A 14,002-nucleotide genomic window follows, 5' to 3' on the forward strand; every position below is an offset into this window, starting at 1 on the left:
CAGATTGAGGCGGTGGCGATGGACATGAACACGGCGTTCGACCTGGAGGTGAAGCAACACTGCCCGCAGGCGGAGGTGGTCTACGACCTGTTCCACGTGGTGGCTCGCTATGGCCGAGAGGTGGTGGACCGGGTGCGAGTGGAGCAGGCGAATGCACTGAAAAGCGATAAACCGGCGCGAAAAGTGGTCAAAAGTGCGCGTTGGTTGCTGCTACGTAATCGGACGAAGCTGAGTGAAAAACAGGATGTGAAGTTGCAGGAGCTGTTGGCGGCGAATCAACCGCTGGCGATGGTGTACGTGCTGAAAGAGGCGTTGAAGGGCATCTGGTATGCGCCGAGCGTGTGGGAAGGATGGCGACGATGGCGGAGCTGGATGCGGCAGGTGAAGGAAAGCGGGCTAGCGCCGCTGCAACGATTTGGTCGAAATTTATCGAAATATATGCGGGGGATCCTGGCGAGTGCAAACTACCCGATGCACACGAGTGTGCTGGAAGGGGTGAACAACAAGATCAAAGTGATAAAGCGCATGGCATATGGATTTAGGGACTCAGAATACTTTTTTCTGAAAATCAAGGCGGCCTTCCCCGGAAAGCCGCGATGAACCTAAAAAAAGGGCCCCTAGAAGGGGCCCTTTTCGATCACTGCAGCGGAAGATTACTCTTCGTCAAAACTGCCGGCTGCGTTGAGCAGATCCGCCAGGTTTTGCTGAGCTTCATCGGCAGTCACCTGCGGCACACCGACAGCACGGGCTGCGGCGGCACGCTGGTTGATGCGGCTGTGGTGGTAGGCAAAGCCGGTACCAGCCGGGATCAGACGACCCACGATCACGTTCTCTTTCAGGCCGCGCAGTTCATCACGCTTGCCACCAACGGCTGCTTCGGTCAGCACGCGGGTGGTCTCCTGGAAGGAAGCTGCGGAGATGAAGGACTCGGTGCTCAGAGATGCCTTGGTAATACCCATCAGGATATGACGGTAGGTAGCCGGGGTCTTCCCTTCGGCAACCAGTTTACGGTTGGCAATCTTCACACGGGCCACTTCAACCTGCTCACCTTCGATCAGGTCGGTGTCGCCAGCGCTCAGGATCTCGCACTTGCGAAGCATCTGACGCACGATGACTTCGATGTGTTTGTCGTTGATCTTAACGCCTTGCAGACGGTAAACGTCCTGCACTTCGTTGGCGATGTAGTTGGCGACCGGGCTGATACCGCGCAGACGCAGGATGTCGTGAGCAGACTCGGGACCGTCCGCCAGCACTTCACCCTTCTCAACTTTTTCACCTTCGAACACGTTGAGGTGACGCCATTTCGGAATCATCTCTTCATAGATCTCGCCACCATCGGTCGGGGTGATGACCAGACGGCGTTTGCCCTTGGTCTCTTTCCCGAAGGAGATGGTACCGGAGATCTCGGCCAAGATGGCCGGCTCTTTCGGCTGACGTGCTTCGAACAGATCCGCAACGCGCGGCAGACCACCGGTGATGTCCTTGGTACCGCTGGACTCTTGCGGGATACGCGCAACCGCGTCACCCACGCCCACGTTGGCACCATCTTCCAGGTTCACGATCGCCTTGCCCGGCAGGAAGTACTGGGCGGGAACGTCGGTGCCCGGGATCATCACATCCTTGCCGTTCAGATCGACCAGTTTCACGGTCGGACGCATCTCTTTACCGGCGCTCGGACGCTCGTTGACATCCAGCACGACGATGGAAGAGAGACCGGTCAGCTCGTCGGTCTGACGAGTGATGGTCACACCGTCGATCATGTGTTCGAAGTGCAGGCGACCCGCTACTTCGGTGATGATCGGGTGGGTGTGCGGGTCCCAGTTCGCGACGGTATCACCGGCGTTCACCGCTTCGCCATCCTTCACTTCCAGCACGGAACCGTAAGGCAGCTTGTGGCTTTCCTTGGTACGGCCCATCTCGTCCATGATGGTCAGCTCGGTAGAACGGGAGGTGATAACCAGCTTGTCAGAGTTGTTCAGAACGAACTTGGCGTTCTGCAACTTGATGCTACCGGTGTTCTTCACCTGGATGCTGCTCTCGGCAGCCGCTCGGGATGCGGCACCACCGATGTGGAAGGTACGCATCGTCAGCTGGGTGCCCGGTTCACCGATGGACTGAGCGGCGATAACACCGACAGCCTCACCCTTGTTAACCAGGTGACCACGGGCCAGATCACGGCCGTAGCAGTGAGCACAGTTACCGAAGTCGGTCTCACAGGTGATGGCAGAACGTACCTTCACGCGGTCGACGGAGTTGCGCTCCAGCAGGTCACACAGCTGCTCGTCGAGCAGGGTGTTGCGCGCTACCAGCACTTCATCCTCGGTACCCGGCTTGATCACGTCTTCGGCCACCACACGACCCAACACGCGCTCACGCAGCGGCTCGACCACGTCGCCACCCTCGATCAGCGGAGTCATCCACAGACCGTCGGTAGTGCCGCAATCGTCCTCGGTGATCACCATGTCCTGGGCCACGTCAACCAGACGACGGGTCAGGTAACCGGAGTTCGCTGTCTTCAGCGCGGTATCCGCCAGACCTTTACGAGCACCGTGAGTGGAGATGAAGTACTGCAGTACGTTCAGACCTTCACGGAAGTTCGCCACGATCGGCGTTTCGATGATGGAGCCATCCGGCTTGGCCATCAGGCCACGCATACCGGCCAGCTGACGGATCTGGGCGGCGGAACCCCGCGCACCAGAGTCGGCCATCATGAAGATGCTGTTGAAGGAGGCTTGCTCTTCCTCATCGCCCAGGGAGTTGACGTTACGCTCCTTGGAAAGGTTGTCCATCATGGCCTTGGAGACGCGATCGTTCGCGCTGGCCCAGATATCGATAACCTTGTTGTAGCGTTCGCCCGCGGTCACCAGACCGGACAGGAACTGGTCCTGGATCTCGGCAACTTCAGCTTCTGCAGCAGCGATGATGTCTTTCTTGGCATCCGGGATGACCATGTCATCGATACCAACAGAGGCACCGGACAGGGCCGCGTAGTGGAAACCGGTATACATCAGCTGGTCAGCGAAGATGACGGTATCCTTCAGGCCCTGCTTGCGATAGCAGGTGTTCAGCAGACGGGAGATGAGCTTTTTGCCCAGCGCCTTGTTGGAGACGCACTTGATCCAGTTCTGCGGGTTGGCGTCCAGGTCAGCCTGCTCTGCAGCAGTCAGTACCTTCGGCTCGTCGATCAGAGCGTATTCCATGCCTTTGGGCAGGATCAGGCTCAAGATCGCACGACCAACGGTGGTATTCTTCATCTCGGTCTTGGCAACCAGCTCACCGGCTTCGTTCTTCACGTACTCGGTGATGCGGCACTTGACGCGAGCATGCAGGTCGGCCAGACCGGCACGGTAGACCTTCTCGGCCTCTTTCGGGCCGGACAGCACCATACCTTCGCCCTTGGCGTTGATACGGGCACGGGTCATGTAGTACAGACCCAAGACCACGTCCTGGGAAGGAACGATGATCGGCTCACCGGAGGCAGGCGACAGGATGTTGTTGGTGGACATCATCAGGGCACGCGCTTCCAGCTGGGCTTCCAGGGTCAGCGGTACGTGGACCGCCATCTGGTCACCGTCGAAGTCCGCGTTATAGGCGGCACAGACGAGCGGGTGCAGCTGGATGGCCTTGCCTTCGATCAGGGTCGGTTCAAACGCCTGGATACCCAGACGGTGCAGGGTCGGCGCACGGTTCAGCAGAACCGGGTGTTCGCGGATCACTTCGTCCAGGATGTCCCAAACGACGGCTTCCTCGCGCTCCACCATCTTCTTGGCGGCCTTGATGGTGGTCGCCAGACCGCGGGATTCCAGCTTGCCGTAGATGAAGGGCTTGAACAGCTCAAGTGCCATCTTCTTCGGCAGACCGCATTGATGCAGACGCAGGGTCGGACCTACGGTGATAACGGAACGACCAGAGTAGTCGACACGCTTACCCAGCAGGTTCTGACGGAAACGACCTTGCTTACCCTTGATCATGTCGGCCAGGGATTTCAGCGGGCGCTTGTTGGAACCGGTGATGGCACGACCACGACGGCCGTTGTCCAGCAGGGCGTCCACGGACTCTTGCAGCATGCGCTTTTCGTTGCGCACGATGATGTCCGGCGCAGCCAGATCCAGCAGACGCTTCAAGCGGTTGTTACGGTTGATCACGCGACGGTACAGATCGTTCAGATCGGAGGTCGCGAAACGGCCGCCGTCCAGCGGTACCAGCGGACGCAGGTCCGGCGGCAGCACGGGCAGCACTGTCATGATCATCCACTCCGGCTTGTTGCCGGATTGCAGGAAGGCTTCCATCAGCTTCAGACGCTTGGTGGTCTTCTTGCGCTTGGTCTCGGAGTTGGTCTGATCCAGCTCCTCACGCATGGCTTTGACTTCACCTTCCAGATCGATGGCGCGCAGCAGGGCCAGAATGGCCTCGGCACCCATCTTGGCGTCGAATTCGTCGCCCCACTCTTCCAGTGCGTCCAGATAGTTCTCTTCGGACAGCATCTGGCTGCGCTCGAGGTTAGTCATGCCGGGTTCGATCACTACATAGGATTCGAAATACAGCACGCGCTCGATGTCACGCAGGGTCATGTCCAGCAGCAGACCGATACGGGACGGCAGGGACTTCAGGAACCAGATGTGGGCAGTCGGGCTGGCCAGCTCGATGTGGCCCATGCGCTCACGACGGACCTTGGTCTGGGTCACTTCTACACCGCACTTCTCGCAGATCACACCACGGTGTTTCAGGCGCTTGTACTTGCCGCACAGACACTCGTAGTCCTTCACCGGTCCGAAGATACGGGCGCAGAACAGACCATCACGCTCCGGCTTGAAAGTCCGGTAGTTGATGGTCTCAGGCTTTTTGACCTCACCGAATGACCAGGAGCGGATCATGTCAGGAGAGGCCAGACCGATCTTGATACTGTCAAACTCTTCGGTCTTGGTCTGAGCCTTCAAAAACTTGAGTAAGTCTTTCACGTGTTTCCCCTGTCAGGAGTCTAACCTCGGCGCCCCGGCTGCCGAAACAGCGGGGCGCCCACGTCAATTCTCGAACAATAAGAGCGAGCTCTTACTCTTCGTCCAGCTCGATGTTGATACCCAGAGAGCGGATTTCCTTCAGCAATACGTTGAAGGATTCGGGCATGCCCGGCTCCATACGGTGGTCGCCATCCACGATGTTCTTGTACATCTTGGTACGGCCGTTCACATCGTCAGACTTGACGGTCAGCATTTCCTGCAGGGTATATGCCGCACCGTAAGCCTCCAGGGCCCACACTTCCATCTCACCGAACCGCTGACCACCGAACTGCGCCTTACCACCCAGCGGCTGCTGGGTAACCAGGCTGTAGGAACCGGTAGAACGCGCGTGCATCTTGTCGTCTACCAGGTGGTTCAGCTTCAGCATGTACATGTAACCCACGGTGACCTTGCGCTCGAAGGCGTTACCGGTACGACCGTCGAACAGGGAGATCTGACCGGATTCCGGCAGATCGGCCAGCTTCAGCAAGGCTTTGATTTCGCGCTCTTTGGCACCATCAAAGACAGGTGTAGCCACCGGCAGACCCTTACGCAGGTTACCCACCAGGGTACGCACGTCGTCGTCAGACAGTTCAGCAATGTTCACTTGCTGGGAGTCCTTCTCGCCCAGGTCATAGACCTGTTGCAGGAACTCGCGCATCTCGTGCAGCTCGCGCTGTTCTTTGATCATGCGGTCGATCTTCTCGCCGATGCCCTTGGCCGCGAGGCCCAGGTGCACTTCGAGGATCTGACCGATGTTCATACGAGATGGTACACCCAGCGGGTTCAGTACGATGTCGACCGGACGGCCGTACTCGTCATGGGGCATATCCTCGACCGGACAGATCTTGGAGATAACACCCTTGTTACCGTGACGGCCCGCCATCTTGTCACCCGGCTGGATGCGACGCTTGACGGCCAGATAGACCTTGACGATCTTCAGTACGCCCGGCGCCAGGTCATCGCCCTGGATGATCTTGCGACGCTTGTTCTCGAATTTCTTGTCGAACTCGGCCTTCAGCTCAACGTGCTGTTCAGCGATCTGCTCCAGCTCGATTTGCTTGGCTTCATCTTCGATGGCCAGCTCAAACCACTTGGAACGATCAAGCTTGTTCAGACGATCTTCGCTGTAACCGGCGGCCAGCAGCAGGTTGCGGGAACGGCCGAAAATGCCGTCTTCCAGGATCTTGAACTCTTCGGTCAAGTCCTTCTTCGCTTCCTTCAACTGCATCTCTTCGATTTCTTTGGCGCGCTTGTCTTTTTCCACGCCATCGCGGGTAAAGACCTGCACGTCAACCACGGTACCGTACACACCGTTCGGCACTCGCAGGGAAGAGTCCTTCACGTCGGACGCCTTCTCACCGAAGATGGCGCGCAGCAGCTTCTCTTCCGGAGTCAGCTGGGTTTCACCTTTCGGAGTCACCTTGCCGACCAGAATGTCGCCGCCCTTCACTTCCGCACCCACGTAGACGATCCCGGACTCGTCCAGCTTGGACAGAGCGGCTTCACCCACGTTCGGGATGTCAGCAGTGATCTCTTCCGGACCCAGCTTGGTGTCACGGGAGATACAGGCCAGTTCCTGGATGTGAATGGTGGTCAGGCGATCTTCCTGAACAACACGCTCGTTCACCAGGATCGAGTCTTCGAAGTTGTAACCGTTCCACGGCATGAACGCGACGCGCAGGTTCTGACCCAGCGCCAGTTCACCGAGATCGGTGGACGGGCCGTCAGCCAGTACGTCGCCCGCCATCACCGGCTCACCCAACATCACGCACGGACGCTGGTTGATACAGGTGTTCTGGTTGGAACGGGTGTATTTGGTCAGGCTGTAGATGTCGATGCCGGCTTCGCCAGGCAGCAGCTCATCTTCGTTGACCTTGATAACGATACGGGAGGCATCGACATAGTCGATCATGCCGCCACGCTTGGCCACTACGGTCACACCGGAGTCAACGGCCACTGCGCGTTCCATACCGGTACCTACCAGCGGCTTGTCAGCTCGCAGGGTCGGTACAGCCTGACGTTGCATGTTTGAACCCATCAATGCGCGGTTCGCGTCATCGTGTTCCAGGAACGGGATCAGGGCCGCTGCCACAGAGACGATCTGTTGCGGGCTCACGTCCATGTACTGGATCTGGTCGGCGTTCATAAAGGTGGATTCACCTTTGTGACGGCACGGGATCAATTCATCTTTCAGACGGCCATCTTCGGTGGTCGCGGCGTTGGCCTGTGCGATCACGTACTTGCCTTCTTCAATCGCAGACAGGTAATCCACTTCGTCGGTGATCACACCGTCGATCACCTTGCGGTACGGGGTCTCGAGGAAACCGTACTCGTTGGTGCGGGAATACACGGACAGCGAGTTGATCAGACCGATGTTCGGGCCTTCCGGCGTTTCGATGGGGCACAGACGACCGTAGTGGGTCGGGTGTACGTCTCGAACTTCGAAACCGGCACGCTCACGGGTCAGACCGCCCGGGCCCAGCGCGGAGATACGGCGCTTGTGGGTCACTTCGGACAGCGGGTTGTTCTGGTCCATGAACTGGGACAGCTGGCTGGAACCGAAGAACTCTTTGACCGCGGCGGAGATCGGCTTGGCGTTGATCAGATCCTGCGGCATCAGGGTGTCCAGATCGCCCAGAGACAGGCGCTCCTTCACCGCACGCTCGACACGGACCAGACCGACACGGAACTGGTTCTCGGCCATTTCACCGACGGAACGAATACGACGGTTACCAAGGTGGTCGATATCGTCCACTTCGTCGTTCCCGTTACGGATGTCGATCAGGCGCTTCATGACCTCGACGATATCGTCCTTGGTCAGCACGCCAACGCCAGTCTCGTCTTCACGACCCAGACGGCGGTTGAACTTCATCCGACCTACGGTAGACAGGTCGTAGCGCTCGGAAGAGAAGAACAGGTTCTCGAACAGCTGCTCGGCCGCTTCGCGAGTGGGCGGCTCGCCCGGACGCATCATGCGATAGATCTCGACCAGAGCTTCCAGGCGGCTGGAGCTGGAGTCGATACGCAGGGTCTCGGACATGTAGGCACCGTGATCCAGTTCGTTGGTGAACAGAACCTCGAAGTGCTTGAAGCCGGCTTGGGACAGGTTGGCAACCGCTTCCAGGCTCAGCGCCTGGTTGGCAGTGACAACCATCTCACCAGTCTGCGGGTGCGCGTAGTTCTTGGCTGCAACTTTGCCAACAACATACTCTACCGGCACCTCGATCTGGGTGATGCCGTCTTTTTCCAGCTGACGGATGTGACGGGCAGTGACACGACGACCGGTTTCAACCACCACGGCGCCATTGGCAATGATGTCGAAGGTCGCGGTCTCGCCACGCAGGCGCTCGGGCACCAGATCCATCATCAACTTGCCATCCTTGACCTCGAAACCGATGGTCTCGAAGAAGGTGGCCAGGATTTCTTCGGAACTGAAGTCCAGGGCGCGCAGAATAATGGAGGCCGGCAGTTTGCGACGACGGTCGATACGGACAAACAGGTTGTCTTTCGCATCGAACTCGAAGTCCAGCCAGGAGCCACGGTAGGGGATAACGCGGGCGTTATACAGTACCTTACCGGATGAATGTGTTTTGCCTTTATCGTGGTCGAAGAAGACGCCCGGGCTGCGGTGCAGCTGGGAGACGATGACCCGTTCGGTACCATTGATGACAAAGGTGCCGTTCTCGGTCATGAGCGGAATCTCGCCCATGTATACTTCTTGTTCCTTGATATCTTTGACGGTGCCGGCAGCTGCTTCACGGTCGTACAGAACCATACGAAGCTTGACACGCAGCGGCGCGGAGTAGGTCACTCCACGGATCTGGCATTCTTTTACGTCAAATACCGGCTCACCCAGGCGATAGCTGACATACTGAAGCTCAGCACTACCGGAGTAACTGGTGATCGGGAAAACGCTACGGAAAGCGGCCTCTAGGCCATATTCACCTTCCGGGTCGGCCTCGATGAACTGCTTGAAGGAGTCCAGCTGAATGGACAACAGATAAGGCGTGTCCAGTACCTGGTCTCGCTTACCGAAGTCCTTACGAATGCGTTTTTTTTCGGTATAAGAGTAAACCATAGGGTTCCTCAGCTCGCTGATAAGTGACCCACTCTGTCCCGCGGGACAGCTCTGTCTCAACACCGTTTTGTGTTGGCCCGGACGATGAAGCGGTCCGGATTGCTGGTGCACCGAGAGTCGTAAACGGTGTGAAATGCTCTCAGTCTACAGCGCAAAAAGGCTGGTGAACAAACATTCACCAGCCCTAGCCTGTTTTATCAGGCTAATCTACATAAATGCAGATTATTTGATCTCAACAGAAGCACCGGCAGCTTCCAGCTCTTTCTTCAGAGCTTCAGCTTCGTCCTTGGACACGGCTTCTTTCAGATTGGTCGGAGCAGCTTCTACCAGGTCCTTGGCTTCTTTCAGGCCCAGACCGGTAGCGCCACGAACGGCCTTGATGACGGCAACTTTGTTGGCGCCAGCAGCAGTCAGAACTACGTCGAACTCGGTCTTCTCTTCTACTGCTTCAGCAGCAGCCGGGCCGGCCATGACGGCAGCAGCGGCAGAAACACCGAACTTCTCTTCCATAGCTTCGATCAGCTCAACAACTTCCATTACGGACATGGAAGCAACGGCTTCGATGATTTGGTCTTTAGTGATAGACATGACAAAAATTCCTGATGTTGAATAAACTCAAACAGCCTAGATAGGCGAGAATCAAGCAGCAGCTTGTTTCTGGTCGCGAACAGCAGCGATAGTACGAACCAGCTTGCCAGCAGAGGCTTCCTTCATGGTAGCCATCAACTTCGCAATTGCTTCTTCGTAAGTCGGCAGCGTGGCCAGACGATCAATTTGTGCTGCGGCGATAAACTCACCGTTAAAAGCGCCAGCCTTGATTTCGAACTTTTGGTTCGCTTTGGCAAACTCTTTGAACAGACGAGCGGCAGCGCCCGGGTGTTCGTTAGAGAAAGCAATCAAGGTAGGACCGGTAAATGCGTCGTTCAGGCACTCGTATTCGGTACCTTCTACCGCGCGACGCAGCAGGGTGTTACGCACAACGCGCATGTACACACCAGCTTCACGAGCGGTCTTACGCAGGACGGTCATCTTGTCTACAGTGACGCCGCGAGAATCGGCTACAACTGCAGAAAGAGCGCCTTTGGCAGCTTCGTTGACTTCAGCAACAATTGCCTTTTTGTCTTCGAGTCCCAATGCCATTGGCTTAACTCCTGGATTGAATCCGGGTCTGTTGACCCAGTACTGACACATCCCCCCTACCTTTACAACAGAGGGGAACGATGCGGTAGCAGGATTCCAGAAGAGAAAGAATCTTTCTCGCTGGGTTTCCGGCACCGTCTACGCAGGAAGAATTAAGGCTTTGCGGCCTCCTGCGGTCTTGGACGGAGGTCGAAACCCCCAACCAATCAAGGCGCAAAATTATAGATTAAATTTTGCGCCTTGTAAAACCCATCAATTAGGCCTGAGCTTCCAGGGAAGCTTGGTCTACGGCAACACCGGCACCCATGGTGGTGGAGATGCTGACTTTCTTGATGAATACACCCTTGGCGGAGGACGGCTTGGCCTTCTTCAAGGCAACCAGCAGCGCTTCCAGGTTTTCTTTCAGCTGAACTTCGTTGAAAGAGACCTTGCCCAGAGTGGTATGAATGATACCGTTCTTGTCGTTACGGTAACGAACCTGACCAGCCTTGGCGTTCTTGACGGCTTCGGCTACGTTCGGAGTGACGGTACCCACTTTCGGGTTCGGCATCAGACCGCGCGGGCCCAGGATTTGACCCAGTTGACCAACAACACGCATGGCATCCGGGGATGCGATGACGACGTCGAAGTTCATCTCGCCTTTCTTGACCAGCTCGGCCAGGTCGTCCATACCAACCAGTTCAGCACCGGCAGCCTTGGCGGCTTCGGCGTTGGCACCCTGGGTGAACACGGCGACACGGATGTCACGACCGGTACCGTGCGGCAGTACAGTTGCACCACGTACGTTCTGATCGGATTTACGAGCATCGATACCCAGGTTAACGGCAACGTCAACGCTTTCAACGAACTTGGCAGTAGCCAGTTCTTTCAGCAGGGCAATGGCTTCGTTGATGGAGTACTCTTTGGTACCGTCAACTTTTTCGCGAATAACGCGCATACGCTTGGACAGTTTAGCCATTGTCTTACTCCTCCACTACCAGGCCCATGGAACGAGCGGAACCGGCGATGCAACGTACTTTTGCATCCAGATCGGCACCAGTCATATCCGGCTCTTTGGTCTTGGCGATTTCTTGCAGCTGAGCCACAGTCACCTTACCAACCTTGTCTTTGTTCGGCTTGGCAGAACCAGACTGGATACCAGCGGCTTTCTTCAGCAGGAAGGAAGCGGGCGGAGTCTTGGTTTCGAAGGTGAAGGAACGGTCGCTGTAAACGGTGATCACGACCGGAGTCGGAGAACCTTTTTCCAGCTTTTCTGTACGGGCGTTGAACGCCTTACAGAATTCCATGATGTTCACGCCGTGCTGACCCAGAGCGGGACCAACGGGAGGGCTGGGGTTAGCACTGCCAGCCTTAACTTGCAGCTTGATATAAGCTGTGACTTTCTTAGCCATTACAAAAATACCTCAAAAATGGGTTCTAACGCCTCGGAGACATGCTCCTGCAAACGGCTCCCCAACAAATAAAGGGGCAGCGAATTATAGAGATAATCGCTGCCCCTGACAACCGTTAAACGTACAGAGATTAATCAGCCTTTTTCGACCTGACCAAAATCCAGTTCTACCGGCGTTGAGCGGCCGAAGATCAGTACGGAGACCTTCACGCGGCTCTTTTCGTAGTCCACCTCTTCAACGGTACCGTTGAAGTCGGCGAACGGACCATCGGCAACCCGGACCATCTCACCCGGTTCAAACAGGGTTTTCGGACGCGGCTTGTCGTGGGCATCTTGCAGACGATTGAGGATGGCATCCGCTTCCTTATCGGAGATAGGAGCAGGGCGATCGGAGGTACCGCCGATGAAACCCATTACACGTGGTACATTGCGTACCAGGTGCCATGTGGTTTCATCCATCACCATCTGGACCAGGACGTATCCCGGGAAAAATTTGCGCTCACTCTTGCGCTTCTGGCCAGCACGCATCTCGACCACTTCTTCGGTCGGGACCAGCACTTCACCAAACAGCTCTTCCATGCCATGCATCTTGATATGTTCACGCAGGGATTTGGCAACACGGCCTTCGTAGCCGGAAAATGCCTGCACGACATACCATCTCATACGCTGTTCACGTTGTTCAGTCATGGCTTATCCTTACACACCGGTAATCAGGTTGACCAACCAGACCAAGGCGCCGTCCAACACGAACAGCAGCAGCCCCATCACGGCAGTCACCGCCAGCACAATCAGGGTTGTCTGAATGGCTTCCTGACGGGTCGGCCATACGACCTTGCGGACTTCCAGGCGAGACTCACGGGCAAACGCCAGTGTTGCCTTGCCCTTGGTGGTTTGCAGGGCCACTGCACCGGCAGCAGCGATGACAACGACCACACCCAGGGCGCGGACGGCAGCAATAACGTCGCTCAGCAGGTAATTGCCCACTACAGCGGCCGCCAGGATGATGAAAACCAGGCCCCAAAGCAGGGTATCCTTGCTTCCGCCCTGACCCTCAGAACTAACACTCATACAACCCACCTGTATCTGACGTAACCAAAGACACAAAAGCCCCGTACGAGACGAGGTATATGGCAGGGGCGGCAGGACTCGAACCCGCAACCATCGGTTTTGGAGACCGCTGTTCTACCAATTCGAACTACGCCCCTGCATAAGAAAGCCCCTATTATAGGGGCTTTGCTTTATTTATGTAAGCCAAGATTAAGCGATAACTTTGGCTACAACACCAGCACCTACGGTACGGCCACCTTCACGGATGGCGAAACGCAGGCCGTCGTCCATCGCGATCGGGGCAATCAGGGTAACAACCATCTTGATGTTGTCGCCCGGCATGACCATCTCTACGCCTTCCGGCAGTTCGATGGTACCGGTCACGTCGGTAGTACGGAAGTAGAACTGCGGACGGTAGCCCTTGAAGAACGGAGTGTGACGACCACCTTCTTCTTTGGACAGCACGTACACTTCGGATTCGAACTTGGTGTGCGGCTTGATGGTGCCCGGCTTGGCCAGTACCTGACCACGCTCTACGTCTTCACGCTTCACGCCACGCAGCAGTGCGCCAACGTTCTCACCTGCACGACCTTCGTCCAGCAGTTTGCGGAACATTTCAACGCCGGTACAGGTGGTCTTGGTGGTATCTTTGATACCAACGATTTCCACTTCTTCACCAACCTTGACGATACCGCGCTCTACACGACCGGTAACTACGGTACCACGGCCTGCGATGGAGAATACGTCTTCGATAGGCATCAGGAACGGCTGGTCAATGGCACGCTCCGGCTCCGGAATGTAGGTGTCCAGGTGGCCAGCCAGTTCCAGGATCTTCTCTTCCCACTGAGCTTCGCCTTCCAGCGCTTTCAGTGCGGAACCACGGACTACCGGCAGGTCATCACCCGGGAAGTCGTACTCGGACAGCAGTTCGCGAACTTCCATCTCGACCAGTTCCAGCAGCTCTTCGTCATCTACCATGTCGCACTTGTTCATGAACACGATGATGTACGGAACGCCTACCTGACGACCCAGCAGGATGTGCTCACGAGTCTGCGGCATCGGGCCGTCAGTCGCTGCTACTACCAGGATTGCGCCGTCCATCTGGGCAGCACCGGTGATCATGTTTTTAACGTAGTCGGCGTGACCCGGGCAATCTACGTGAGCGTAGTGGCGGGTAGCAGTGTCGTATTCTACGTGGGAGGTGTTGATGGTGATACCACGCTCACGCTCTTCCGGCGCCTTGTCGATCTGGTCGAAGGCGAAAGCTTTACCACCGAAGTGCTTGGCCAGCACGTTGGTGATGGCGGCGGTCAGGGTGGTTTTACCGTGGTCAACGTGGCCGATGGT

General features: G+C 56.8%; 9 protein-coding genes, 1 tRNA gene and 1 pseudogene. 1 reads left to right on the forward strand and 10 read right to left on the reverse strand.

What is annotated here, in order from left to right:
- A pseudogene (locus tag AB5Y54_RS09425) lies at positions 1 to 600 on the forward strand (ISL3-like element ISAeme19 family transposase); the annotation flags it as partial.
- Between the two features lie 53 nt (positions 601 to 653).
- Here the strand turns inward: AB5Y54_RS09425 and rpoC are convergent.
- The 10 genes from rpoC to tuf all read right to left on the reverse strand — a co-directional run.
- Positions 654 to 4,958, reverse strand: a complete 4,305-nt coding sequence (gene rpoC, locus AB5Y54_RS09430; RefSeq protein ID WP_010675955.1) for a DNA-directed RNA polymerase subunit beta' — start codon at positions 4,956 to 4,958, stop codon at positions 654 to 656.
- Between the two features lie 91 nt (positions 4,959 to 5,049).
- The gene (gene rpoB, locus AB5Y54_RS09435) at positions 5,050 to 9,078 is read right to left on the reverse strand and encodes a DNA-directed RNA polymerase subunit beta (protein WP_010675956.1); all 4,029 of its coding nucleotides are present in this window, start codon (positions 9,076 to 9,078) and stop codon (positions 5,050 to 5,052) included.
- A 222-nt stretch (positions 9,079 to 9,300) separates the two neighbouring features.
- Entirely contained in the window at positions 9,301 to 9,666 is a 366-nt protein-coding gene (gene rplL / locus AB5Y54_RS09440) for a 50S ribosomal protein L7/L12 (protein WP_010675957.1), read from the reverse strand.
- Between the two features lie 51 nt (positions 9,667 to 9,717).
- Positions 9,718 to 10,218 (reverse strand): 50S ribosomal protein L10, encoded by a 501-nt coding sequence (rplJ, locus tag AB5Y54_RS09445; protein ID WP_005339895.1) that lies wholly within the window; start codon positions 10,216 to 10,218, stop codon positions 9,718 to 9,720.
- Positions 10,219 to 10,474: 256 nt separating this feature from the next.
- A complete protein-coding gene (gene rplA / locus AB5Y54_RS09450) occupies positions 10,475 to 11,176 on the reverse strand; it encodes a 50S ribosomal protein L1 (RefSeq protein WP_010675958.1) in 702 nt (233 codons plus the stop codon).
- 4 nt (positions 11,177 to 11,180) lie between these two features.
- Positions 11,181 to 11,609, reverse strand: a complete 429-nt coding sequence (gene rplK / locus AB5Y54_RS09455; protein ID WP_005306313.1) for a 50S ribosomal protein L11 — start codon at positions 11,607 to 11,609, stop codon at positions 11,181 to 11,183.
- Between the two features lie 134 nt (positions 11,610 to 11,743).
- On the reverse strand, positions 11,744 to 12,295 hold the full coding sequence (gene nusG, locus AB5Y54_RS09460) for a transcription termination/antitermination protein NusG (RefSeq protein ID WP_010675959.1): 552 nt from the start codon (positions 12,293 to 12,295) through the stop codon (positions 11,744 to 11,746).
- Between the two features lie 9 nt (positions 12,296 to 12,304).
- Positions 12,305 to 12,676: a preprotein translocase subunit SecE gene (gene secE / locus AB5Y54_RS09465; RefSeq protein ID WP_010675960.1), complete on the reverse strand. Its 372-nt coding sequence runs from the start codon at positions 12,674 to 12,676 to the stop codon at positions 12,305 to 12,307.
- A gap of 60 nt (positions 12,677 to 12,736) precedes the next feature.
- A tRNA-Trp gene (locus AB5Y54_RS09470) sits at positions 12,737 to 12,813 on the reverse strand.
- Positions 12,814 to 12,865: 52 nt separating this feature from the next.
- Positions 12,866 to 14,002, reverse strand: a 1,137-nt coding sequence (gene tuf / locus AB5Y54_RS09475) for an elongation factor Tu (protein WP_017788708.1), incomplete at its 5' end; no start/stop codon positions are given.

The organism is Aeromonas sp. s9, from assembly GCF_040907765.1.
Classification (GTDB): Bacteria; Pseudomonadota; Gammaproteobacteria; order Enterobacterales; family Aeromonadaceae; genus Aeromonas; species Aeromonas caviae.

Coding starts and splice junctions, on each gene's coding strand:
- rplK (WP_005306313.1), bottom strand. CDS start 11,609: ATGGCTAAGAAAGTCACAGCTTATATCAAGCTGCAAGTTAAGGCTGGC.
- rplJ (WP_005339895.1), bottom strand. CDS start 10,218: ATGGCATTGGGACTCGAAGACAAAAAGGCAATTGTTGCTGAAGTCAAC.
- rplA (WP_010675958.1), bottom strand. CDS start 11,176: ATGGCTAAACTGTCCAAGCGTATGCGCGTTATTCGCGAAAAAGTTGAC.
- rpoB (WP_010675956.1), bottom strand. CDS start 9,078: ATGGTTTACTCTTATACCGAAAAAAAACGCATTCGTAAGGACTTCGGT.
- nusG (WP_010675959.1), bottom strand. CDS start 12,295: ATGACTGAACAACGTGAACAGCGTATGAGATGGTATGTCGTGCAGGCA.
- secE (WP_010675960.1), bottom strand. CDS start 12,676: ATGAGTGTTAGTTCTGAGGGTCAGGGCGGAAGCAAGGATACCCTGCTT.
- rplL (WP_010675957.1), bottom strand. CDS start 9,666: ATGTCTATCACTAAAGACCAAATCATCGAAGCCGTTGCTTCCATGTCC.